This window comes from Sphingosinicella sp. BN140058 (assembly GCF_004135585.1).
Classification (GTDB): domain Bacteria; phylum Pseudomonadota; class Alphaproteobacteria; order Sphingomonadales; family Sphingomonadaceae; genus Allosphingosinicella.
In genome coordinates, this window is the sequence record NZ_CP035501.1 from 621,182 (window position 1) to 644,926 (window position 23,745).

A 23,745-nucleotide genomic window follows, 5' to 3' on the forward strand; every position below is an offset into this window, starting at 1 on the left:
TCAGTTCTTCCGTGCCATCGTCTCGAGCGCCTTGGACACGCTGTCGATCGACGTGTGCGAGCTGTTCGCCATGAAGGTCATCCGCATCGATTCGGTGGTCAGCTGGGTGATGTCGGACGGCTTGTCGCCGCCTTGCGAAACGACGTCGGCCTGCGCGGTGATCGCATCCGCCTGGGTGTCGAGTGCCTTGCCCCAGGCTTGGCTGAACGCTTCGAACCAGTTGCCGCGGCCGCTGCGGGCATCGGTCGTTCCCATGTTGCCGAGCGACACGAGCGTGCCGAGCGAAGCACTGGTGATCGGGTTGGTCATGATTGCGTCTCTCCGGTGGTCTGGCCGCCTTCGGTGGCGCCCTGGGCTGGCGGCGTACTGGGGCCCAGGACGAGTTCCTCGATCCGGCCGTCGCGCTCGAACGTGGCGCGGCCGTTGCCGATGGTGACGATGCGGTGCCCGGTCGGCACTTGCGCGCCGGCGAACCACCGCGTGCCATCGGCCGTGGTGATGTAGCCCGGATCGCCGTCGACGAAGCTGGCGAGGCCGTATTCCGATCCGGAGAAGAAATATTGCAGGTCGCGGTCGCCGCGGCCCGGGTCGGCCGCGAAGTGGACACGGCTGACGCCGGGCACGTCCTGCTTGATCAGCCGGGCGAGCTCCGCCTGCCGATCCGCGGGCAGGAACTCGGCATTGACCAGCAGGGCATGGCCGCGGCGGGGTACCGCTTCGCCGTCGACGCCCTGCGCCCGCAGCAGATCGGTCGCCGCCGCGGCAAGGCCCTCCATGGTCTGGACGTCCAAGGTTGCTGCGCCGATACGTTGCGCAACGATCATGCGCAAATTGGCGAGCGCCGCATCGTCCTTGACGATGCCGCGGATGATCGGCCCGTTCGGGCCGTCGGTGAGGGTTAGATCGCCGAAGCCCGCGGCGGCAAGCACCACCTGATCCGAGCCGGTGTCGTTCAACTGGCGCGACACCCATTGCCCGGCCGGTGCCGCGAGCGTCAGCAACAGCAGCAGAACGGCCGCCACGGCAGCGTAAGCCGGCCAGCGGCGCTCCAGCGACAGCGCCCCGCGCATCGGGTAGAGCCGTGTCGCGATCCGCTCACCGAGTGCGGCCTGCTGCCGCGCGACCTCGCCGGCGGCGGCGTCGACCGGCGCCAGCGTCGAGCACAACCGCGCACTCTCCTGCCAGCGTTCGGACGCCGGATCGCCGATCGCGACGGCAAAGCCGCCGATCATCATCGGCACGTAGGGCGGCAAGGTCATCTCCTCGCCCGCCGCAACCGGGCGGCCGAGCAGGCCGATCTGACCGGCGACGACCCTGATCGTGGCGACCTCGTCGCCGAGATGAAGCTCCAGCGAGAGGCCGCGCGTCGCGGGATCGCGCAGCACGATATCATGGTCGAAGCCATGGCCGACGCGCACGAACTTGCCGGCATGCAGCCGATGCTCCGCGCCGCTCAGCCGTCCGCTGAGCACGCGCAGCACCATCGTGCCGACCATCAGGGGCGCGAACGGCGCGTTCATCGCCGCCCCCTCTTCTTGCTCTTCTTGCCGGCCGCCTGCAGCTGCTCGAGCGGGATCGGGTTGGTCGGCACCGGTCCGGCCAATTGGGTGCGCTGCGACAGCACCCGCGGCGTGATCAGGAAGATCCGCTCAAAATGCTGATTGCCCTTCTGCCGCTTGCGGAAGGCCTGGCCGATGACGGGGATGTCGCCGACTCCGGGCACCTTCGACTTGTAATCATATTGGGTGTCCATCGTCATGCCGCCGATCAGCAGGCTCTCGCCCTGCTTGACGACGGCGCTGGTGTTGATGCTGGACTGCTTCACCGCCGGAATGCCGTCGACGATCAGGCCGGTGGGAGAGCCGTCGAGGATCTCGATCGAAAGCCGGGTGCGAAGCTCGCCGCCGTCGAACAGGATCGACGGATTGACCCGCATCACCATCCCCGCGGTCACCGGGAACAGGTCGACCTGGCGGTCGCCGGCGACGCGGACGTAATATTGCACCTGGTTGTTGAACACGGCCGGGATGTTGTTGAGCGTGCTCAGCCGCGGCCGCGAGATCACCCGCAGCGCACCGCTCTTCTCGAGCGCGGTGATGCGGACGGCGAACAGGTCCAGCGAGCCGGTCAGATAGCCGGCAACGGCATTGCCGCCGGAGAAATTCTCGGTCGGGTTGGTCGCATTGCCGCCGAACAAAGCGCCGAGGCCGCCGGTGCGGAAGCCGAAATCGAGGCCGAGTTCCTTGAGCCGGCTGGTGTCGAGTTCGAGGATGGTCGCTTCGAGCTCCACGCCGCGCGGCTCGACGTCGAGCGCGCGGACGATGTCCTCGTAGACCGTCATCGATTCGGGCCGATCGCGGATCAGCACCGCATTGTTGGCCGGATCGACCTCGACCCGGGGGCCGTTGACGTCGCGTGCCGCCGCTTCGCGCACGACGACGGTGTCGAGCCCCGGGCTGCCCTGCTGGTCGAAGCTGCGCTGGCTTTCGTCCGGCGCCACCGCATTGAGCCCACGGCCGCCGAGCCGGGGCAGCGACTGGCGCTGAATGTCGAAATTGCCGCCGCTGGTCGAGACCGTGTTGGAAGGACGTCCATCGCCCATCATGCCGCGCAGGATCGAAGCGACGCCCGGAATGGTGATGGTCCGGTCGAAGCTCTTCTGGATGGTGTCGTCGGCACGGGCGTAGCGCAGATAGAAGATCCGCACTTCGTAGGGCGACCGCGCGGTGGCGGCGCTCAGCGTGCGCGAACGCAGCGGCGCGCTGGTTACCGTCGCCATCGCGTTGGGCCCGAGCAATGGCGAGATCAGCGGCGCATTGGCCGGAGTGGCGGAGGCCTGGATCACCGCCGGCCCGCTCTCGGTCGGAGTCGTGCCGGCGAGCTGGGCGACGCGATCGAGAAAGGCCGGAACGCCGGTTGCGCTCACTCCGTTCGAAGAAGCCGAGACCTTGTTGGGCCCGTCCAGCAGCCGCATCTTCTTCGCATCGCGCACCACCCCGGCCGGATTGGCCGAGGCAAAGCTGCGCGACTGGACCTCGCCCACCGAATAGACCCGGACGACGGCGCCGTCATAATAAGCGACCAGGTTGAACGCCTTGGACAGCTGCGACCAGATCTTCTTCGGCGTGCCCGAGAACACGCCGTTCATCTTGCCGGTGATCGCCGAGCTCACCTTCACCTGCAAACCGGCCTGGGTGAACAGGTCGACGATCGCCGCGTCGACGCGCTGATCGCGCGCGGTGAGCGTGATCGGCTTGTTCGCGAACGGCGGCGCTTCCGCCGCCGCGGGCGCGGACAAAGCGGCGGCACAAGCCAGTATCATCAGGGAACAGGACGATCGGATCATAGAGCAAACTCGTCTTGCGCCTGGCTGGCCAGGCTCTCTGGGGCGGAATTGAGCTCGCCGACGATGTCCAGCGGGACCGCGGGGTTGAGCTCGTTGAACGAGATTACCGGCACCTCGAACAGATCGCCGGCGATCAGCAGCCGCAGCGGCCGGCGCAGATCCTGCGCGGTCAGGATCGCGCGCGCGCCGGAGGCGGCGATCTGCTCGGCGAGCAGGGTGTTGAGCGCGCGCATCTGATGCGGGTTGATCGCGAGCCGCATCTGTCCGTCGACCGGAGTCAGCGTCTGGCGAATGATGTCTTCCAGGTTCGTGCCGACGATCAGCACCCGCAGCCGTCCTTCGTCGCACAGCGGCGCGATCAGGTGGCGGCGCATGGCAACCCGGACGCGCTCGGCCATGGCGACCGCCTCGCGTTCATATTGGCCCACTTCGCCGATCGCCTCGACCGCGTCGCGGAAGTTGCGCAGCGGCACGCGCTCCTCGGCGAGCAGCCGCAGCACTTCGCCGATTCGGCCGGTCGGCACCGCCCGCACCGCTTCCTTGACCACCTCCGGATGGCTCTCGCCGAGCCGGTTGAGCTGGTCGGTGACCTCCTGCAGGCCGAGGAACAGGACGAGGTTGCGGCCGAGCAATTGCTCGACATAGAGGCCGATCGTCGCCACCGGGTCGGCCCCTTCGGCCTTGCCGGAGCCGAGCGGCGCGTCGTGCGCCGCGAGCACCCAGCGCTGCTCGCCGATGTCGGCATCGGCGACGATCCGGAGATCCGGGATGGCGACGCCGCTGCGCTCCTGAAGCGCAGCCACGCCGGTCCGCACCCGCGCCGCCAGTGCCTGGAATTCGGCGCTCTCCGCGGGAAGGCCGACGGTCAGCCGCAGCGCATCGAGGGTCGGCAGCGCCCGTGCCTCGATCAGCGCCTCGCCGACGATCGCGGTGTCGCTGGCGGCTTCGATTCCGAACTTGCCGCGGATCCAGGCGCCCGAGGTCGGGTGGCTGAGCGCACCGCCGCCGAACAGCAGCGCGGCCAGACCGAAGAAGACGATGGTCGGGAAACCGGGCACCAGGCCGAGCAGGACGGCAAGGCCGCCTGCGATCATCAGCACGTGCGGCTTGCCCGATATCTGCCGGGCGATGGCGGGGCCGAGATCGCGGTCGCGCTCCTCGTCGGTGGTGCGGGTGACCAGCAGGCCCGCCGCCATGGCGGAGAAAAGGGCCGGCACCTGCGCGACGAGACCGTCACCGATGGTGAGGATCGAGAAGGTCGCCGCCGCTTCGCCCGCCGACATGTCATGGTAGAGCGTACCGACCGCGAGGCCGCCGATCAGATTGACCAGCACGATCACGATCGAGGCGATCGCATCGCCCTTCACGAACTTCATCGCGCCATCCAGGCTGCCGTGCAGCTTGCTCTCCAGCTCGAGCGTGCGCCGTTTCTCGCGCGCTTCGTCCTTGGACAGGATGCCCGAGCGAAGATCGCTGTCGATCGACAATTGCTTGCCCGGCATCGCGTCCAGGCTGAACCGCGCCGCGACTTCGGCAACCCGCTCCGCACCCTTCGATATGACGATGAACTGGACGATGGTGATGATCAGGAACACCACCAGGCCGACCACCAGATTGCCGCCGGCGACCATCTCGCCGAATTGCTGGACGATGTCGCCCGCATCCATGTGGGTCAGGATCATCCGCGTCGTCGAGATGCTGATCGCCAGCCGGAACAGGGTCGACAGCAGCAGCACGGTCGGGAAGGTCGAGAAATCGAGCGGCTTGGTGACGTAGAGGCTGCTGAGCAGGAGCAGGATCCCGATCGTCATGTTGACCGCGATCAGCACGTCCATCGCCAGCGGCGGGATCGGCACGATCATCAGCATGACGACCGCGATCAGGATGCCGACCAGCAGCATGTCCGCGGCGCGGATCGGAAGCGCCCTTATGCGGCGAAGCGACAAGGCACGGGCCATGTTCAGCGGGTCCCGATGGCCTGTTCCGCGACCAGCTTGTTGTAGCGGGCCATCACCTTGCGCACATAATCCTGGGTCTCGCGATAGGGCGGCACCTGATTGCCGTATTTGCGAACCGCGCCTTCGCCCGCATTGTAGGCGGCAAGCGTCAGCGAGAAATCGTTGAAGCGGCCGTGCAGCTGGCGCAGCAGCCGGGCGCCGCCGTCGACATTGGCCTCGGCATCGACGATCGCGGCCCCGCGGACGTTGAGCATGCTCGCCGTGCCCGGCATCAGCTGCATCAGCCCGCGGGCGCCGGCATGGCTGGTGGCGGTACGCTGATAGCGTGATTCCTGATCGATCACCGCGTGGAGCAACAGCGGATCGATGCGATGCCGTGCCGCCACCCGGCTGATCATCGCGTCATATTGCGTGGTGTAGGACATCGGCCGCATCGCCAGGATGGTCTCGGCTTCGATTGCCGGGAGCTCGGCCGACAGGCCGGCGAGTTCCACCGGCGCCGGCGGCTCGTCGGCGGCCGGCGCGATCGCGGCGATCTGCATCGGCCCGCTGGCGAGCGTCTTGGTAGCGAACTTGCCCTGAACGGCCGACTGGCCACCTGCTTCGAACCCTTGGGCTCCAGCCGCTTTCGCCTCGAAGCCGCCGGCCGAGGTCAGGAAGACTGAGGCGGCATTGCGCTCACGCGGCTCCGCCGGCGGCGCGATGCGGATCTGCGGTGCCGGCGGCACTTCGGCCGGGATCGCGGGGGCGACGATCACGTTGGTGCAGGTGGCGAGCGACTGAATGCCCTCGAGCGAACCCGCCTCGGCGACGCGCAAGGTGGAGGTCAGCGGACAGGGCGGCGGAGGCTTCGGCCGGTCCTTGGCCTGCGCCGCCGGAACCAAAGCCACGACACCCAGGACCCCGATCCCGAGCGCCTTTTGAAACAAGCATTTCATACTGCATCGCTCCCCAAGTTACTGGTCCTTGCGACCAATCCTTGTCTGTACACGATGCCCCACTGTTTCCGGCCTGCTCGTCCGGGAACGCCTTAAGCTTGTCGAGCTTTTGTTGCGTTTTCAAGTCATTAGCCATATTTATTTCCGAATGGTTAACTGCGGTAAGCCGTTGGCTGGGAGCGATGAATTGCGAATTTCGCGGGAACTTTTTTTCGTTACGGATCAGCTGACACTCATGTCGATACGCTTCGCCGCGTCCGTCGCACGGTTCATCCTGAGTCGAATCAACCGGGGCAGAGGGAAATCAAGCATTTAGCCTGGCTTCTACAATCCCAATGTCCGAATTAGGTGATTGACCCGGGGTTGCAACTTGCAGGATCAATAGGGGGTCGGTTGTCCCGCCCCACGGACAGTCGACCGCATGACCTGCTCGGGCTGACGAGGCCAACGCTGCACCTTTTTCTTGTGCATGCGCCGGTCTCGTGCAGGGGAGACGCGAAAGAGTGGCCCAAGGCAACGACAGTGCCGACAAGAACGAGCTACCGACACCGAAGAAGCTTCGGGACGCACGTAAAAAGGGCGATGTCGCAAAATCGAAGGACTTGGGCACCGGGCTGCTGACGCTTGCCTGGATGATCCTGTTTCTTGCCGTCTCCGGCTATGCAGCAAGCCAGCTGGCGACGCTCGCGTCGGAAACCATTGCAGGTGCGACCAGCCTGCCGTTCGACAAGGCTGCGACCAATCTCGGCTGGAACGCGGCCGCCACGCTTCTTCGGATCACCTTGGCGACCTTGGTCCCGGTGGCGCTGCTCGCCACGCTCACTGAATTCCTTCAGGTCGGGCCATTGGTCACGGTCGAGAAGATGAAGTTCGGGCTCGAGAAGATGAATCCGGTCGAGGGCCTGAAGCGTATGTTCGGCAAGGACGGGCTGTTCGAGCTGGTCAAGACCCTGGTCAAGGCCGGGTTGATCTGCGCGATCATCTATCTCACCGTCCGCACCGCCTTGAACGGCGCCGGCCAGGTCGTGCGGCTCGCCGGCAGTTCGCCGATCGACAATAGCGGCCAGGTCGCCGCGATGGCGGTGCTCGACCAGACCTATTCGCTGACCCTGCAGATGCTTGCGATGGTCGTCGCCGTCTTCCTTTTCGTCGCGGTCGCAGACCGGATCTACGCCAAGCACAGCTTCATCAAGAAGATGAAGATGAGCCGCCGCGACATCAAGCAGGAGCATAAGGAGGATGAGGGCGATCCCCAGGTCAAGTCGATGCGCCGCGAGATGCACCAGGAATGGGCGAACCAGAACACGATCGGCGCGACCCGCGGCTCTGCCGCCCTGCTGGTCAATCCGACCCACATCGCGATCGCGCTCGATTACGATCAGGAAACCTGCCCGGTGCCGGTGATCGCCGCCAAGGGTATGGGCGACGTCGCCGCCGCGATGCGTATTGAAGCCGAGCGCGCCGGGGTCCCGATCATCCGCAACATTCCGACCGCACGCAGTCTGTGGGCCCGCGGAGAAATCGGCGAGATCGTGCCCGAGGACATGTTCGATGCGATCGCGGCCGTGATCCTGTGGGCGGCGAAGGCGAAGAGCGGCGAAGCGCCGATGTGGCACGATATGGACGATGATGCGCTGCCGGCTGCCGCTGCCGCCGCGACCAATTGAAGCAACGGAGACAGTGAACCGACATGGGAATTGGAGCGGTAATTTCGTCCATAATCGCGATCGTGATCGCGCTTGCGCTGGTGCTCGGCATGGCGTGGGGCGTGATCTGGCTGCTGAAGAAGGTTCAGGACCGGCAGCTCGCCGCTGGCGTCAACGGCGAGGAATCGCAGCCGATCCGCTTCCTGCGTTCGATGCCGCTGGGCCAGCGCGAGCGGGTGGTGCTGATCGAGGCACGCGGCGAGACCATGCTGGTCGGCGTCACCGCCGGTTCGATCACCCTGCTCGCGCGCTGGCCGGGCGGCACGCCGCTGCCGGCCGAGCCGAGCCTTAGGCGGCTGTGATGGCGACCGCACTCCGCTTCGAGGCGCTCGGCAGCCTGCGCCGGATCGATCCGGACGCGGCCGCGCTCGGTGCCGCCGCGGCGGCGCTGATCGCGGCGCGCGGCCTCGACGCGGAGATCCTCCACACGATCGCGCCCGGCGCCTGGTTCGGCTGCACCGACCATGTCTGCTTCCAATTGCGCGACAGCGGCCCGCTCGACGACGCCCGGATCGGCGATGCCGTCAGGATGCTCGACCGCGGTGAGCCCCTGCTCGAGCGGCTGGAGCATGGTCTCGGCCTTGACCTGGAACCCAGCGAGATCCGCGAAGGGCTTGGGGACGCCGTGATCCTGCTGGTGCGCGGCGAAGGGCTTGCGGCGGAGATTGCGCTGCCGGTCGATCATCCGGCGGCAGCGCGCTGGCGCGCGGAAGCGGATGCGCTGACGCCCGCACCCGGCGCGATGCCGGTGCTGGTTCATCTTCTCGCCGACGGGCCGCGCCTGCCGATGGCCGAGGCCGGCGCGCTCGAAGCCGGCGATCTCGTCCTGCTCAGTGCGCGCACCACCGCTATTCTGGCGAGCGAAGCCGGACGTGTCGCCGGCCTGCTCGATTTTCTCTCGGGAGATTTCACCCTGCAAACGCAAGGAACCACGATGGCTGATGAGGGCACGGGGCCTGCCCGCGACTTTGCCGTACCGCTGACGATCAGGCTTCCCGATCGCATGACCAGCGCCGCCAGCTTGGCCGATCTGCGCCCCGGTACCGCGCTTCCGCTGGGGCCGTTGACCGACGGCATGCCGGTCGAATTGCTCGTGGCCGGCCGCACCCTGGCGCGGGGCGAGCTCGTCCAGCTCGGCGATCGCTTCGCGGTGCTGATCGAGGAACGGTCCGGCATCGACGATAGCGCCGCGGCTCCGGTCGAGGCCGCCGGCCAGGATCCGGCCGCCGGGGAATCGGAGGTGCGCGCGTGAACCTTGCCGAATTCACTCCCGGCTCGGCGCTGATCACAGTCGTTCTGATCTCGCTGGCGCCGTTCTTTGCCGTGATGGTGACCAGCTTCACCAAGATCGTCGTCGTGCTCAGCCTGGTCCGCAACGCGCTCGGCCTGCAGCAGGTGCCGCCCAACCTCGTCCTCAACGGCCTGGCGCTGATCCTGTCGGTGTTCGTCATGTACCCGACGCTCGAGAAGATGCAGGCGGCGGCCGCGATCGAATCACCGACCACCGCGACCATGCCGGGGGAGCCGGTCTCGGCCGAGAATCCGATCGAGAGCAACGGCGACATCTTCGCCACCGCCGATCGCGCCAAGGAGCCACTGCGCGAGTTCCTGATGAAGCACAGCGATCCGCGCGAGCGCGCCTTCTTCCTGCGCACGCAGCAGCGCATGGGCGATCAGGGCAGCGTCCGCGATCTCAAGGAAAGCGATTTCGTCGTCGTCATTCCCTCGTTCGTGGTCAAGGAACTGAAGCTCGCTTTCCAGATCGGCTTCCTGATCTTCCTGCCATTCTTGGTGATCGATCTCGTCATTTCGAACATCCTGCTGGCGATGGGCATGATGATGCTGTCGCCGGTGACGATTTCGCTTCCGTTCAAGATCCTGCTGTTCGTCCTCGTCGACGGCTGGGTGAAGCTCAGTCACGGGCTGGTCCTGTCCTATGCGTAGGGGCCGCCCGCTTTGACCGACGACGTCATCACCCTCACCACTCAGGCGCTGTGGCTGGTGCTGCTGCTGTCGGCGCCGCCGATCATCGCGGCGTCGGTGGTCGGGCTGCTCGTCGCGGTCCTGCAGGCGGCGACCCAGCTGCAGGAGCAGACGCTGCAATATACGCTGAAATTCTTCGCGATCGTGGTCAGCATCTTCGTGACCGCCAGCCTGATGGCGGGAACGCTCTACTCCTATGCCGACGGCATCTTCATGAGCCTTGCCGGGGTCGGCCGATGATCGAGGCAGCCCCTCCCGGCGTCGGCATTCCGCTGTTCGCTGCAATGCCGTGGCTCGATCAATTGCTTACCGTCGGCGTGGCGGCGACCCGCTTTGCCTTCGCCTTCGTGTTCGTGCCGGTCTTCTCGCGGGAGGTGATGCCGGCGACGGTGCGCAATTCGATCATCGTCACCTTCGGCCTGGTCGCGCTCTCCAGCCAGGCGAATTTCGCGCCCGCCAATCTCACCGCGATGGATTGGGCGACGATGCTGTTCAAGGAAGCGGCCGCGGGTGGCATCATCGGCCTGTTCTTCGGTACGGTGATGTGGGCGCTGGCGGCGGCGGGCGAGCTCATCGACACCAAGGTCGGCGCGACCATCGGCCAGCTCGTCGATCCGCTGAGCGGCACCACCACCTCGCTGACCGGAATCCTGCTCGGCCGCTTCGCCGAAGTGGTGTTCGTCAGTGCCGGCGGGCTGACCCTTCTCGTGGGCACGGTGATGGGCAGCTATCTGCTCTGGCCGCTCGGCCCCGGCGGCCTCGCCCTCGACATGCGCGCGCTGCAATTCTTCGAAGGCGAATTCGGCCGGCTGTTCGCCCTCGCCTTTCTGTTCGCGGCGCCGGTGCTGACCGTGCTCTACGTGATCGATCTCGGCATGGGCTTCCTCAATCGCTTCGCCCAGTCGTTCAACGTCTTCTCGATGTCGATGCCGATCAAGGCGGCGGGAGCGATCTTCGTGGTCATCCTCACTTTGCCGCTGCTGGCGCAGGCGATCATCGCCGATCTCGGCTCCCGTGAAGGCATTGCCGGCGGAGTCCTCCAGCGTACGGCGCAGCCGCGATGATCGGCGGCAACGCCCCCCGCCCGGCGCCCCGCGCCGAGCCTGGCCGCGAGAGCCCTGCCGGGACCGACGACCTCGCCCAGCTCGTCGAGCGGCTGCGCGAGGCCGAAGCCCGGCGCGACGCTCATGGCCGCGAGATCCTGATCGGCGAGTTCACCGTCGCCGGCTGGCGGGTGCCCCTCCTTCACCTCGCCGGTCTGCAGACGCTGACTCGCAACGAGGCGGCGGTGCTGCGCTTCCTCGGCTGGGGCCGTGCCAATGGCGATATCGGCACCCTGCTCAACATGACCGAGAATACGGTCAGGACCCACATGAACAACGCGATCCGCAAGCTCGATCTCGACGGCGTGCGCGAATTGAACAGCCTGGCGGGACTGCTTTTCCTGCCGCTCGAATGAGGCCGCTCCTCCTAAGCGATTCGTTTAGGCGATCTAAACGAATCGTGGAGCGCGGGGGCGGCCCGTTTCGGGCAATTTCTCCTTGTCGCGGCGGAAGTCGCAACCGGCCAGCTCCCCGCACGGAGCGCGAAATTCGAGTGTGAAAGGGTAACCACATGAGCATCCTCGGCGGCATCACCGGTTCGTTCCTCAATCCCGTCAACTTCGGCCTGCTGGCCGCCGGCCCCGCCGGCTGGGCAGCGCTCGCGACCCGCACGCTTGGTGCCGCGATCGTCAAGGAAGTCATCGGACAGCTCGGCCAGCAGCTCGGCCTGCCGCCGGCGATCACCAACCTCGCCCAGAATGCCTTCTCGGCGGCGACCGGCACCACCGGCGGTCCGGCCAATATCGGCGAGGCGGTCGCCCAGCTGGCGCAGGACTTCAACCTGTCGCCGTCGCAGCAGGGCGAGCTGACCCGCGCCGCCCAGAACGATCAGCGCGAGATGTTCGACAAGCTCGCCGACGCCTTCAAGAGCGGCAAGGAAATGGCCGAATCCCGCAAGTCGCGCGGCTCCAAGTCCGGCGCAAGCTGGCTGCAGGTGATCGCCGACTCGATGGCCGAGGCACTCGACAAGAAGGTCCAGGACATGGACTCGATGGCCAAGGCGCTCGACAAGCAGGGCAGCAACAAGTCGGTCAAGGCGTCGACCGATCTGCAGGTCGCCGGCCAGGAATTCTCCTACCTGATGAACGCCAGCAGCACCGTCATCAAGACGATCGGCGAAGGTCTCAGCGGTATGGCCCGCAAGCAATAACAGTCGCTTACCCCCTGGGGGAGGGCGGACTCCGGTCCGCCCTCCTTCTTTGCGTTTCCGGAGGTTCGAAATGAAACGTGCACTTGCTCTCCTCGTCGCCCTCGGCCTTTGCGGATCGCCGGCCACCGCGCAGAATATGGGCTGGAGCACGATCATTCCCTCGGTCACCGGCACCGACACGCTGGGCCTAACCCTGCGCGGCCAGATGCAGGGCCGAAACGGCGGCGCCCGTGCGGCGGGACCGCGCAACAATTTCGTCGGCACGACCGGGCCGGCACCCACGGCGGTCAACCTTCAGGCGCTCCGCTACAAGCCCTCCAAGCAGCGCCGCGCCGCCAATCTCGCCGCCTTCGTCGCCAAGACCCGCGCGGTCGATCAGGGCAATGCCGCCGACATGCAGCGCCTGTTCGCCTCGGGCGATTTCATAGACAAAGTCGGCGGTGCGATCGCGCCGCTCGGGCTGCGGGTCGACAATATCGCCGATGCCTATGCGATCTGGTGGATCAGCGCCTGGAACGCGACCCGCGGCAACAACGACAGCCCCAGCCGCGCGATGAGCCAGGCGGTCAGCGCGCAGGCGGCGCGGGCGATCGGCGCCACCCCCGAGATCGTCGGGGCCGACGATGCCGCCAAGCAGGAATTCGCCGAGGCTCTGCTCATCCAGATGAGTCTGGTCGACACCGCCGTCGAGCAGAACAAGAACAATCCGGCGCAATTGCGCGCGCTCGGCTCCGCCGTGGCGCAAGGGGCCGAGCAGATGGGCATCGATCTGTCGGCGATGCAATTAACCGAGAATGGCTTCGTGCCCGCCGGCGGTGCCGATGCGGCGCCGGCAAACCAGGAAAAGGGCAAGCAAGCCCGCTTGGCCGGGGTCGCCACGACCGCTCCCGACGAGGACGGCAAGCCCCTGCCCTATGGCCTCGCCGCGGCTGCGGCGGGCCTCGGCGCAGGCGGCTGGATGCTGCTCCGCCGCCACCGCGCCTGATCACGCCTGTTCAACATGCGCGCTCGCGCGGCGGACGACGCCGCGCGAGCGCTTGGTGTTCAGGCCCAGGTCCGCGGATCGGCGCCGGCGCAGCCATAAGGCGGCAGCTGGTCCGGAAAGCGCGCCTTCAATTTGCCGCATCCCCAGCTGCGCACCGGCCCCGGCATGTAGCCGTTCAGCATGATCCCGACCTCGTCATACGGCGTGTCCGAACTCGCGACGTAGCGATAATAGCGCCCGCCGATCATCACGATCACGCCGATCAGGATCACGCACGCCACTTGCAACAGCTTCTTCATTCCAGCTCCCCAGGTCGAGACCGGGAGCCGACTTGCAGGCACAGGCGGTGAATGCAAGATGGTTCGGAGACGGAATGAGATGGCAGGCCCAATTCCCTAAAATGCTGCGGGAAGGCGGCGGCATCGGCGCGCGCGGTGCTGGGCGGCCGGTTACGGCGCTCAGATCCATTCGTCCTCTGCGGTGAAGTCGACGGTCAGCCAGCAGCCGGGGTTGGCGCCGCCGAGGGCTGCGGCGATCTCGCTCCTGATCCGATCGAGAGTCCGGAAGGTCGTCGCGGCATCTTGCGACGCCGCGACCAGACCGATCTCGACGAAGCGCTGACGTCCGCTGCGCCGAACATGCGTGTTGAAGCGGCGGAAGCCGTGCCGGGCGGCGACCTCCCGTGCGACGCTGCGGACCTGCTCGTCCAGATCTTCGGGCGCGATCTGCATGATCTCTCGTCCCACCTGAAGGATCGTTCGAAGCGGAAGCGGGATCAGAACGACCGATACAAGGGTGAGGATGGCGGAATCGAGATAGGGCACCATCCAGGCCCAGCGGGTACCGGCGAGCAGTCCGCCGGCCAGAAAGCCGAGGCCGAGCGCCGTGCCGAGGATCGAGGCGACGAGCCACGAGCGCGCGTCGAGGTCCAGCAATTGGGAGCCGAGCCTTCGGCCGGACCGCCGCAGATAGAGATAGAAGCCGGCGCTGAACACGGTCACTACCCCGTAGAAGATCGCCGCACTGTCGAAATCCACCGGCCGCCCGCCAGTGAAGATGCCGTTCAGGCCCTCGAGGAAGCCGTAGAGACAGGCGAAGGTGAGGAGCAGGCTGCTGATCAGGGCGATCAGCGGCTCGAGGTGCCAATAGCCATATTGGAACCTCTGGTCGGCGCCTTTCGCGATCAGCCGCGCCGCGACCAGCGACAGGCTCGTCATCGCCGCTTCGACGATCGTGTAGATGCCATCGAACAGGATGGACTGCGAGCCGACGACCAGACCGAAGGACACGGTGACGATCGCGACGACGACCGCCACCGCCAGCGAGGCGCCCAACAGCCGGCTTTCGCGCGCGCCCGCTTCGCTCACCCGAGGGCTCCTTGTTCGGCTGCCGAGCGGAGGCACGCCGGCGCCGAGGGTCACTGCGTGGCGAGCACTACGGCAGCCGCCATCCGCCTCCGCCGGCCTATGGTACCTACGATGCCAAGCCGGTGGCGTCGCAAGTCTCACGATCTCCTCCCGGCAGCACCGGGCCAGTCTACTGGTCGCTTATGCCGATCGAAGAAGGTAAGTGGCATCGGGATTTTCCCGTGCGTCGCGAACGCGCGACGGTGCACATTGCGGGGAACATGATCGTGCCGTTGCGAGTGAATGCGGCTCGCGTGCGACAGTCAGAGCCCTCAGAGCTTGTAGCCCTCGAAAGCCATGCGCAACCTGACGTATTTCGCCACGCCCTCGAAGTCCGGATATATATCGGCGGGCGTTTGACCCATCAGAATAAGGTCGTTAAGCGCTTCGTCCGCATCCCGGGTGGGGATTATGCATCTGTGCAGAATAGGCGAGGATTGCGGCATCTGCGATAGATATGCCCCAAGGTCGAACTGTTCACCCCTTGCGATAATGAAGCTTCCAACCTGACGGTGAATGCGGGCATTACCGGTGTTGCGCGGCCGTAGCACGGCAAAGTAGCGCGGATCCGCGATCTTGGGGAACTCGCGGGCGTCAAGCGCCCAGACGGCCACGTGCGACTGTCTGACGCGGTCGACCTTGGCGTAATAGAACGCAAAGAATGCCGCGGCATACGGGCTCAGGCTCCAGTCCAGCAATCTGGTAGGCATTCCGTAATGCTGTGCTATCGCTCCCGTTTCTTCGTGGTCGTCCGGTAGATCCTTGCCCAGTCTGCGGTTCAGAACTCGAAAGAAATTCAGATACCGTATGTACGACTTTTGACGATCCACATCCGCTCCAACGTAGGCGCGATCGAAGCTTGACGAGAGTGGCCAGTCGGCATCGGCCTGCCCCCTGAAGGCGAACCGCTTCATGATCGGCTGCGACCCTCCGAACAAATCCGGAAGCGCTCCCTTGAAGTCGCGCCAGCTCTTGAAGCTGTGTTGCTCGGTCAATCCGCGTCCGCCGATTCGACGATCGGCGCCTCCGCCTGGATGTCCATCTTCTTCGGGCGGATTAGGGCAGAGTGCAGATAATAATAGTCGGCGTCCGGCAACTCTGCGCTTACGTGCGAACGAAGGCTCTTGGTGGAGCTGAAGTACTTCACGATCGGCTTCGCACCGGTCGTGTCTTCGAAGCCGATGAGCCCGTGGAGCCAAAGAACCTCGCCGAGCGATACCGTCCGCCAATCAAAGCTCGGCGACCAGCCTCCCACTTGCTCGGTGAACGCCTGTTCCGCGCGACGTAGATCGGCAAGCGTGAATCGCTCGGCTCCCAAGGCGGGTATGAAGACGCGGTCAATGGCGCGGATCAGTTCCTGGCGGAAACCATTGGCGACCGTGGTCCGTCCGTGATCGCTGTCGAGCGCGGCCATGTGATCGGTGGCAGTCTCGATGGCCAGATCGGCCAATTGCTTGCCGGTATCCATGATGATCTGCGCGATCGCGGAACCATCGGGTTGCGTCTTCTCGGCGATACAATGTTCAACATACTGTCCGAGCGCATTGCCGATCTCGATGATCTCGCGGGGCAAGAAGCGGGTGTGTCGTACGATCACGTCGCAAACGCGCTCCTCGCCGCCGCTCCTGACCTCGTTCCGAACCTTTTCGATGCCCAGCCATCGCCGCACATTGTTTACCTTCTCTTTCGCATCCACTTGTGCGCTGGGCGGCAACCCGTCGATCTTTCGTTGAAGAAAGTAAAGCGCCGCATCATCGGTCCAATCGAGGCAGCGTATCATGTCATTCCGGCTGAAACGCCGGCCGTGCTCGCTCTGCATCAGGCTTGCGTAGACGGTATCGCGCACAGCCACGACGATATGGATGCGGTTGCTGACGTTGGGGTCCTGGAACTTGCGGAGCATCCACAGCAATAGCCCAACCTGGCAGTCAGTCGCCGCAGCGGGGGAAGCGCCGAACGTCTCGTCGAGTGTGTCGATGTAGCAGGCAACCGGCGTGGAAATCGCACTCGACTTCAGAACGCGATCCTCGAGTTCGGTCCAGAATGCCTCCTTGAGGAAGCTGTCGAGTCGGCTTCGATCGCTGTATCTCGCCAGGAACTGGTTCAATGCGGAGACGATCGGGAACGCCACCGATGCCTTGTCGAAATGCTGCCGGCAAAAATCCACGAAGAAGGCTTTGTCCTCCGGACGCATGCTGATCGTGGTTCCCGGCGGGGCAGAGTAATTGACGAGGTTCGACGCGATGCCGGCATAAGCGGCCGCGCCCCAAAGCCGCCGCCAAAGCTCTACGCGTTCATGATGCTCAGGATAGGATCGATGCACCCATCGCATCTCCGAGATCCACACGCTCTCATCCCGCTGAGGGAAGACGAGGAGATGCTCACCCGTTTGACTGCTCGCGTCTCGTTCCATCGCCCTGATGTACCGGCTCTTCCCGGCGCCGCGCCGACCGACGATGATCCTCACGCGCCTGTCGCTCGGACGAAAGGCGATATCTCCCCAGCGATCCTCGAAGCGAATAAAGCCCTCTTGGCCTTCGATACCGCCGTCCACATTTCCGAACAGGGGCAAGTTCTCTCTCCTCCCTGGAACGTTTCTAAGCCGACGGAGCACTTCGTGCCGTGATCAAGATACACGAAGGCATCCGGAGAAGAAGTACTTTATCAATTCAAGAAAATGCCGATTGTGGCGACCATGAGTCGATCAGGTCGGTGCATCAGGAGATACGTTGCGCTGAAAGCGCTGCGAATTCCGGGACAAGCATGCTACCGAGCGGCGCAAGCGCTCGTTTTGACCGCCGATACCAGGCACTCGGCTCCTAGATTGACGAGTGCCCCCCAGCCCACTGCAAGGCTCCTGGTTAAACGATCCCAACCGCATCGTAACCTTCGGAGATCGCCTTCAGCCGCTCCTCTCTGCGCGGGTCGTCGGCATAGTAGACACCGGCAACAGTCTCGAGCGTACGGCGCGCGGCCGAGAAATTCGAAGTCGGGGTCAGACGGACCAGGGTGAGGTAAAAGAGCAGCGCAGCATCCCTGATCGGGATGATCGGCTGACCATCGCCGTCGAGCGCGGTGACGATGCCGTGGACGGCTCGGTTGTGGATGCCGCTATAACGGTGCACCCCACCATAATCCTGATACTCCGGCAGGGGCTCGTAGTGGCGCATATGGTCCGGTTGGCCAACCGCGGCAGGGTTTGCGAAGTTGCGAAGCGCCCCGCCATTGCGGCCGAGTCCGGCGCCGATCTCCCAGTTCCAGTCCTGTACCGGTTTCGGCTCGGGGTACCAGTTGGCGATGAAGACCCCGAAAATATCGCTGAAGGATTCGTTCAGCGCCCCGGGCAGATCGCGGTAGACCAGGTTGGAGGAGCTCGAAGTAACGCCATGCGTAAGCTCGTGCGCGATAATGTCGAGGTGCCGGGCGAAGCTCATCAGCGTGCCGGTGGCGTCCTTTTCCTGCCCGTACCACATCGCGTTCCGCCACCAGGCCGCATTGCCCCACTGCGGACGTGTAGGACTGGTGTCGTCACCGGAATAAACGTTGACGACCGAGACCAGCTTCATTCCCCGGTCGTCGATACCGTTACGCTTCAGCACATCGTTGAAGAAGTCGAATACAAGAGTGGCGTGCCAATGGGCCGAGACCGCGGCCGGCGAAGCATCGCCGATATCATGGTTCGGGAAGGGCATCGCTGTTTCCGGGAGGGCAGGGATCGGTTCTTCGCTGATGTTCCCGAATTTATAGTCGTAGGTTACGATGTCGCGCTGTGGGTCGTTGAGGATGTAGCTTTCGCCAACCTTCAACCCGTAGAACTTGCGCAGCTCATTGGCACAGTCGATGCCACACATTGGTGAGGGTACGAAATGGGGGGCTGACGCGAAATAATAGCGGATGGAACCGTCCTCGGCGTCGACGAGATAGTCGTAACTACACAAACCCGGCCGAGCGTGGCGTACGCAAGCGACGGGATCGGCATCCCTCTCGACCTCATCGCCCTTGGGCGGCGTCAGCTGCGTGTTGCGAAAGCGGTAGGTTAGATATTCCGTTCCAGCGTCGTCGACATACCAGGTGAGGGTTGGCGCGACCGCAGGGTCCGTCAGGTTCGCCGGCGCCGCACACCAGTCGGCAAGCCTGCGCCAAGCCTCGATTGGGCTCAGTCGCGCAATCGCAGGTCGGACCGGCGGTGGTGCAAGCTGCCCATTGACCGCCACCAGCGCCTTCGATTCGCGATCGACATCGACGACGACGCGCGCGCCGAAGATTGGAACTTCTCCTGACGACTGCTGATACGTCACCGTGTTAGCGTCGATGTCGGGCGCGACTCCGACGAGACGAGTAGTCATGGTCGGCATGCGTTCGGGCCGATCGGGTGCGGTCACCGCGAGCATCGGCCGGCTGTCGAGATCCTGGAGCAGCGTCTCAAGATGCCGGCGTGACGCGGCATCGCTGCTCGAACTTCTGAGCTGCCTTCGCTCGGCCAGGAGGAGATTGTACTTCTGCGCGTCGGGGTCCGCAGCCCTGGCGCTCTGGGGAGCGGTCCTCTCACGCTTCAGCGAGGTGCGCTCGAGTCGCTGCAGGCGGGACGAGAGTGCCCGCATGCCGCGGCTGGCGTAGGATTGACCGAACCCGTTGGCGTTAATTCCGCGCAAGCCTGACATGACGATGCTCCCTTTGCCTTGCTTGGCCAAAGCCGGCATCCGCTTGCGGTCCCGACCTCTCGAACGCTTCACTGGCTTCCGGGGTGCAATAATGGGCTCCATCCGGCGCGCGCGTGATGGACGTCACGCCACCTTGATTTTCGTCGTCGCACCAGAGTCAGGAAAGAGCTTCATGCAAACATCAGACTGAGCCGAACCGTAAGAACCTCATGCCTCGCCCAACACTCCGACGCGCGGTTGCGCCGCCGCGCTGGCGCTCACGGCTTCGGAGGCAAGCTGGAGTAGGGACACGCTCGCGTTACGCGGCTGCACTGGCGAATGCTCCCGATTGATGCGCCTGCTTGGAGTGATGGTCTCGTTCAGTCCCCGTCGCTCAGGTCCTCGCCCGGTGGCCTCACCCGCGTCCGGCGCTCGCCCGCAGCGTGGCCAAAAGCTCGTCGAGCTGCCCGAACTGCTCGGGCATTCCCTCCTCCATGCCGAGCAGGGCCTCGTCCAGCGCCTCCTTGGTCGGGTAGAGTTCGTGGAGGGTCAGCAACGTCTTTCCGCTCCGCTCTTCGAAGGTGAGCGTGGTCACCGGCCCCTCCTCGCCCTCGTCGTTGGTCCAGACCAGCCGCGTCGGCGGCACCACCTCGAGATATTTGCCATAGAAGGCCATCGAACTCCCGGCATCGTGGCCGAATTCCAGGCGGTACCGGCCGCCGGTCCGGACATCCATCTCGCACGACAGCAAGGGCACGCCAGCCGATTTCGGGGCCCACCATTGCTTGAACAGGTCGGCCTGGGTCCAGGCTTCGAACACGATGCGTGCCGGCGCGTCGAAGATGCGCGTGACGACCAGTTCGCGGTCGGATCTGCGGTTGACGCGCGTGCCTTCGTGCGTGCTGCGCTCACGTCCCTGGTGGTTCATCGGCTATCTCCTTCCGCTTGAGGTCTTGAATGACATCGTCCAGCGCATCGAAGCGGGCGTCCCAGAGCTGGCGGGCGCGCGCGATCCACGCCGCCTCCTCCTCCAGCCCGTGCCGGCTCAGCCGGCACCGCCGCACCCGCCCGATCTTCTCGGTCGTGACCAGCCCCGCGCGTTCCAGCACGCCGACATGCTTCTTCATGCCGGTAAGGGTCATGTGGAACCTGTCGGCCAGCACCGTGATCGACGCGTCGGCACGGCCAAGCTGTTCCAGCACCCCGCGGCGGGTGGGGTCCGAGAGGGCGGCGAAGGACGCATCGAGACGGGGGGCGTGATACTGAACCATATGGTTCAGTTTCTACGCGTGCCTCGGGCAATGCGCAAGGTCTCTGCGTTGCGGGATCCGCGCGTCGGCTCAGCTGTCGCGGGCCGGGGCTACGGTCCGGGAAGTGAGGCGACGGGCATTATCGTTACCGCCCCCTGGTGGGTTCCCCCGCCGATCAATGCTGGAGTGGATCATCCTCACGCGCCGGCCGGCCGATGCGGACGAGCAAGCCATCGGGGTCGCCGACGGCGAATTCATAGGTACCCCACGGCTTGCGATGCGGTGCGCCTTTCTCGACGATGATGTCTCGGACACGGGCAGCGACCGCATCGACATCGTCGCAGAACAGAAACAGGCCGTGCGAATTGCGATCCGGGATCACCCAGCCGGCCTCGGCAGGCCGCAGGATGATCTCCCACCCCTTGCCGTCGGCCATGAAGCGGAACCCCGCATCGCCGCCGGTCACCGCGAAGCCCAGCCGCTCGTAGAAGGCTTGCGAGGCCTCGATGTCGTTGCAGGGGAGAATCGGAAGAAGCTGATGCCGCGTCATGGCATGATGATGCCAGAGCCGCTGCCCCGGCACCATGGTCCCGACATGTCGCGACGGTGATTCCGCCTCGTCCCGCCCCTGCGCCTGCACGCCTCCGGGCTATGCCCGCCTCGCCGATCGTGCGATGCGTCGTAGCCATGAAGGACGATCCAATGGTCACGGCACCACCGATCAAGAGTCATCAGGAGCTCTTCGCCTTGGCCTCGCCCGAAGCGCAAGGACGGCTGGAAGCGATCCAGGCGATCGTCGAGCAGAGGGTAAGCGGGGCCGAACGCTGCGTCGGCTATGGCATGCCGGCTTTCCGCAAGACCAGAATCTTCTTCTACTTCGCGGCGTTCAAGAAGCATATCGGCGTCTATCCGCCGGTCACGGCGCCGCAGCTTCTGGTCGAGGAACTCGACCCCTATCGCGGGCCGAAGGGCAATCTGATCTTCCCGCACGCCGCGCCTTTGCCGCTGGAACTGATCGGCCGCGCGGCCGAAGCTTTGGCCGATCACTATGCCGAGACCCCGACGTCGGGTGGAGCAGGCCGGGACAAGCGTAAGGTGAACGGATGAACGCGCTCATCGCCACCCTTGCCGCCTTGACGATGCATCCGGGAATGGTGACGCAGCAGGGGGTCGATACGACCCGCTACGAGCGGATCAGCGGTTCTCGGCTGAAGGACCTGCTGCGCGGCTCCCGGATGCACGATCCAGAATGCGAAACTGGTGACGGCTGCGACGAGACCTTCTCGGACGGCGGCCGAATGCGCCGGAGCACCTCTTCGACACTCTGGGCGGCCGGGCGCTACAGCGTCGCGCGAGGCTCCTATTGCACCGCAGTGAGCGGCAGCAGGCGATGCTTCGAACTCTGGGGGGATCCCGGAACGGGCTCCCCCTGGCTGCGGATTCCTGTCGGGGCCGATCCGCGCTCCGGACGAATCGTCCACCTCGTCCCGGTCGGAAGCTGAACCCGAAACAGAACGAGGGCGGTCAAGCCGGCTCGGCGGCTATTCCGATGATACTTCCACGCCGGCGTGTCGAGACGTCCTGCGCCGCGGACAGCCCCCCGTCTATTCGTAGCTGTACAGCCGCACCTTCTGGATGCCCCATTCGTCACCCAGGCGGACGTGGCGGCCCTGGTGGGTCTGGTCGCCGTTGAGATGCCGTCCGGCGATCCAGGCGCCATTGGCGTCGAAATGGCCTTCACTCGCGCTGGCGATGCCGGCCGCATTCTTGGTCCCGCCGACCGGCTTCATCGTGACGGTGATGTTGCGGCCGGCGATCAGATATTCCTCGGGGCCGGTCTGGACGATCAGCCCGCCGGCCTTGTCGGTATTCGGCCCCGCCACCGGGTTGATGATGTCGGCGAACGAGATCGTGAAGCGATAGTCGCCGATGGTGCGCACCTGCGGCTCGTAGATCATCGTGCCGTCGTAGAGGAAGCGGGGCTTGAAGCCGGTCAGCCGCTCGCTGCCCTGATTGGCGAGGATGTGCGGGGTCAGCTGGCGCAGCACGTCATAGGCCTGCGCCAACGGATGGTCCGCCCCCGCATCGCCGATCGACTCGATCGAGAACGGGCCGAACCCGATCGCATCCTTCTCGCCGAAGGCGTAAAAGGCATTGGCCGGCACGTCGAACCGGTCGGCATTGTTCGCCTCGGGAACGAACAGCGGATTGTCGGGCCTCGTATAGCGATCGACGATGTCGCTGAAATTGGGGAAGTAGATGTCGGGCGCGATGAAGTCGACGCTGGGCGCGCCCGCTTTCCACACGTCGAGCAGATGGGGCAGCGGCCCGCCGCTCGGATACTCGCCCGGTGCGCGCCCGGGACGGTTGAGCGCGACGTTGACGTACATCGGCATCGCATAAGCGGCCTTGCCGGCGCGGGTGAGCGTTTCGGCGAAGCGCGCATAATGCCATGCCGTGAACACTTCCTCGCCCGCATCGCCGCGTCCGAACACTTCCGCCCAACTCCCGCTCTCGCGCGCACCGCGATCGAGCCACAGCTGCTTCAATTCGGGCACCAGGCTGTCCCGATGCGCGGCTAGGTAGCGCAGCAGTTCGGCCGGGACCGGTGCCCGCCACGCGGCTTCGGCGAGCGGCCCGTAGTCGCGCGCGACCGGAAGCATGCCGATCTCGTTCTCGACCTGGGTCATCACCACCGTCTGCTGACGCTCGTCGATGCTGCGGACATGCGCCATCAGCGCCGCGAACGCACGGCCGTCGGCGGCCTGGAGGTCCGGCGCGTGGGCGGAGAGGATCTCGACTCCGGTGCCGTTCGGCCGCTGCGCGCGCGGGAAGCGCGTCTCGTCGCGCTTCACCCATTCGGGCACGTAGGTCGACATGCTGTTCTTGTAGGCTCCGAACCAGAGCAGCACGAGCCGCAGGTCGTGCGCCCGCGCGTCGCGGATCAGCCGGTCGACGCTCGACCAGTCGAAGCGCCCCTCCGCCGGCTCGATCATGTCCCACTGGATGGGGGCGAGGACCGTGTTGAGGTTCATCGCCTTCAGCCGTGGCCAGTGCGGCGCCATGTAGGCGGCGCTGGACGCGGACGAGTTGCCGAGTTCGCCGGCCAGGAGAAGCATCGGCTTGCCCTGCACCTTGAGCTGGATCGCGGTGCCGTGGCGGACCAGCTTCGGCGGCTGGGCCTGGCCGGCGGCGGCGCAGGCGGCAGCGGCGAGCGCGATCGAGGCCTTCAGATACGAACGGGTCATGGCACGTTTCCTCTCACGTCGGCATCCGCGGT

Annotated in this window: 25 protein-coding genes; 11 read left to right on the plus strand and 14 right to left on the minus strand. The window is 65.4% G+C overall.

Going from position 1 to position 23,745, the window contains the following annotated elements; genetic code table 11:
• Genes ETR14_RS02785 through ETR14_RS29030 form a run of 5 tightly spaced genes read right to left on the minus strand, consistent with a single transcriptional unit; the run spans position 1 to position 6,194 of the window.
• On the minus strand, positions 1-309 hold the full coding sequence (locus tag ETR14_RS02785; RefSeq protein ID WP_129383258.1) for a hypothetical protein: 309 nt from the start codon (positions 307-309) through the stop codon (positions 1-3).
• The gene (locus tag ETR14_RS02790) at positions 306-1,520 is read right to left on the minus strand and encodes a hypothetical protein (protein ID WP_129383259.1); all 1,215 of its coding nucleotides are present in this window, start codon (positions 1,518-1,520) and stop codon (positions 306-308) included. The genes ETR14_RS02785 and ETR14_RS02790 overlap by 4 nt, the downstream gene beginning before the upstream one ends.
• The gene (gene sctC / locus ETR14_RS02795) at positions 1,517-3,322 is read right to left on the minus strand and encodes a type III secretion system outer membrane ring subunit SctC (RefSeq protein WP_165356286.1); all 1,806 of its coding nucleotides are present in this window, start codon (positions 3,320-3,322) and stop codon (positions 1,517-1,519) included. Before sctC ends, ETR14_RS02790 begins: the two co-directional genes overlap by 4 nt.
• A gap of 20 nt (positions 3,323-3,342) precedes the next feature.
• Positions 3,343-5,304: a flagellar biosynthesis protein FlhA gene (locus tag ETR14_RS02800; protein ID WP_129383261.1), complete on the minus strand. Its 1,962-nt coding sequence runs from the start codon at positions 5,302-5,304 to the stop codon at positions 3,343-3,345.
• A 2-nt stretch (positions 5,305-5,306) separates the two neighbouring features.
• The gene (locus ETR14_RS29030) at positions 5,307-6,194 is read right to left on the minus strand and encodes a lytic transglycosylase domain-containing protein (protein ID WP_165356287.1); all 888 of its coding nucleotides are present in this window, start codon (positions 6,192-6,194) and stop codon (positions 5,307-5,309) included.
• A gap of 551 nt (positions 6,195-6,745) precedes the next feature.
• On the opposite strand from ETR14_RS29030, the gene ETR14_RS02810 reads away from it, so the two are divergent.
• From ETR14_RS02810 to ETR14_RS02850, 9 genes are all read left to right on the plus strand, one after another.
• Positions 6,746-7,909 carry a flagellar biosynthesis protein FlhB gene (locus ETR14_RS02810; protein WP_129383263.1) on the plus strand — a complete coding sequence of 388 codons (1,164 nt, stop codon included), beginning with the start codon at positions 6,746-6,748 and terminating at the stop codon, positions 7,907-7,909.
• A 23-nt stretch (positions 7,910-7,932) separates the two neighbouring features.
• Entirely contained in the window at positions 7,933-8,250 is a 318-nt protein-coding gene (gene fliO / locus ETR14_RS02815) for a flagellar biosynthetic protein FliO (protein WP_129383264.1), read from the plus strand.
• Positions 8,250-9,200, plus strand: a complete 951-nt coding sequence (locus tag ETR14_RS02820; RefSeq protein WP_129383265.1) for a FliM/FliN family flagellar motor switch protein — start codon at positions 8,250-8,252, stop codon at positions 9,198-9,200. The genes fliO and ETR14_RS02820 overlap by 1 nt, the downstream gene beginning before the upstream one ends.
• A complete protein-coding gene (gene sctR, locus ETR14_RS02825) occupies positions 9,197-9,892 on the plus strand; it encodes a type III secretion system export apparatus subunit SctR (RefSeq protein WP_129383266.1) in 696 nt (231 codons plus the stop codon). Before ETR14_RS02820 ends, sctR begins: the two co-directional genes overlap by 4 nt.
• A gap of 12 nt (positions 9,893-9,904) precedes the next feature.
• A complete protein-coding gene (gene sctS, locus ETR14_RS02830) occupies positions 9,905-10,171 on the plus strand; it encodes a type III secretion system export apparatus subunit SctS (protein ID WP_129383267.1) in 267 nt (88 codons plus the stop codon).
• On the plus strand, positions 10,168-10,995 hold the full coding sequence (gene sctT / locus ETR14_RS02835; RefSeq protein ID WP_129383268.1) for a type III secretion system export apparatus subunit SctT: 828 nt from the start codon (positions 10,168-10,170) through the stop codon (positions 10,993-10,995). Before sctS ends, sctT begins: the two co-directional genes overlap by 4 nt.
• The gene (locus ETR14_RS02840) at positions 10,992-11,390 is read left to right on the plus strand and encodes a helix-turn-helix transcriptional regulator (protein ID WP_129383269.1); all 399 of its coding nucleotides are present in this window, start codon (positions 10,992-10,994) and stop codon (positions 11,388-11,390) included. The genes sctT and ETR14_RS02840 overlap by 4 nt, the downstream gene beginning before the upstream one ends.
• Before the next feature lie 155 nt (positions 11,391-11,545).
• The gene (locus ETR14_RS02845) at positions 11,546-12,184 is read left to right on the plus strand and encodes a hypothetical protein (protein WP_129383270.1); all 639 of its coding nucleotides are present in this window, start codon (positions 11,546-11,548) and stop codon (positions 12,182-12,184) included.
• Between the two features lie 70 nt (positions 12,185-12,254).
• On the plus strand, positions 12,255-13,169 hold the full coding sequence (locus ETR14_RS02850; protein WP_129383271.1) for a DUF6683 family protein: 915 nt from the start codon (positions 12,255-12,257) through the stop codon (positions 13,167-13,169).
• A gap of 59 nt (positions 13,170-13,228) precedes the next feature.
• Here the strand turns inward: ETR14_RS02850 and ETR14_RS02855 are convergent, their stop codons facing one another.
• From ETR14_RS02855 to ETR14_RS02890, 8 genes are all read right to left on the minus strand, one after another.
• The gene (locus ETR14_RS02855) at positions 13,229-13,468 is read right to left on the minus strand and encodes a hypothetical protein (protein WP_129383272.1); all 240 of its coding nucleotides are present in this window, start codon (positions 13,466-13,468) and stop codon (positions 13,229-13,231) included.
• A gap of 159 nt (positions 13,469-13,627) precedes the next feature.
• On the minus strand, positions 13,628-14,536 hold the full coding sequence (locus tag ETR14_RS02860) for a cation diffusion facilitator family transporter (protein ID WP_165356288.1): 909 nt from the start codon (positions 14,534-14,536) through the stop codon (positions 13,628-13,630).
• Positions 14,537-14,847: 311 nt separating this feature from the next.
• Positions 14,848-15,570, minus strand: coding sequence for an FRG domain-containing protein (locus ETR14_RS02865; protein WP_129383274.1), 723 nt, complete (start codon positions 15,568-15,570; stop codon positions 14,848-14,850).
• The gene (locus tag ETR14_RS02870; RefSeq protein ID WP_129383275.1) at positions 15,567-17,147 is read right to left on the minus strand and encodes a hypothetical protein; all 1,581 of its coding nucleotides are present in this window, start codon (positions 17,145-17,147) and stop codon (positions 15,567-15,569) included. Before ETR14_RS02870 ends, ETR14_RS02865 begins: the two co-directional genes overlap by 4 nt.
• A 289-nt stretch (positions 17,148-17,436) precedes the next feature.
• Positions 17,437-19,236: a M4 family metallopeptidase gene (locus ETR14_RS02875; protein WP_165356289.1), complete on the minus strand. Its 1,800-nt coding sequence runs from the start codon at positions 19,234-19,236 to the stop codon at positions 17,437-17,439.
• A 394-nt stretch (positions 19,237-19,630) separates the two neighbouring features.
• The gene (locus ETR14_RS02880) at positions 19,631-20,143 is read right to left on the minus strand and encodes an SRPBCC family protein (protein WP_129383277.1); all 513 of its coding nucleotides are present in this window, start codon (positions 20,141-20,143) and stop codon (positions 19,631-19,633) included.
• Positions 20,124-20,486: a helix-turn-helix transcriptional regulator gene (locus tag ETR14_RS02885; protein ID WP_129383278.1), complete on the minus strand. Its 363-nt coding sequence runs from the start codon at positions 20,484-20,486 to the stop codon at positions 20,124-20,126. The genes ETR14_RS02880 and ETR14_RS02885 overlap by 20 nt, the downstream gene beginning before the upstream one ends.
• A gap of 154 nt (positions 20,487-20,640) precedes the next feature.
• Positions 20,641-21,015, minus strand: a complete 375-nt coding sequence (locus ETR14_RS02890) for a VOC family protein (protein ID WP_129383279.1) — start codon at positions 21,013-21,015, stop codon at positions 20,641-20,643.
• A gap of 137 nt (positions 21,016-21,152) precedes the next feature.
• Here ETR14_RS02890 and ETR14_RS02895 point away from each other — a divergent pair, with 137 nt between their 5' ends.
• Positions 21,153-21,572: an iron chaperone gene (locus ETR14_RS02895; RefSeq protein WP_129383280.1), complete on the plus strand. Its 420-nt coding sequence runs from the start codon at positions 21,153-21,155 to the stop codon at positions 21,570-21,572.
• Positions 21,569-21,967 (plus strand): hypothetical protein, encoded by a 399-nt coding sequence (locus ETR14_RS02900; RefSeq protein ID WP_129383281.1) that lies wholly within the window; start codon positions 21,569-21,571, stop codon positions 21,965-21,967. The genes ETR14_RS02895 and ETR14_RS02900 overlap by 4 nt, the downstream gene beginning before the upstream one ends.
• A gap of 102 nt (positions 21,968-22,069) precedes the next feature.
• On the opposite strand, the gene ETR14_RS02905 is transcribed toward ETR14_RS02900, so the two are convergent.
• Complete coding sequence (locus tag ETR14_RS02905; protein WP_129383282.1) at positions 22,070-23,713, minus strand: DUF5597 domain-containing protein; 1,644 nt, start codon at positions 23,711-23,713, stop codon at positions 22,070-22,072.
• Between the last annotated feature and the right edge of the window lie 32 nt (positions 23,714-23,745).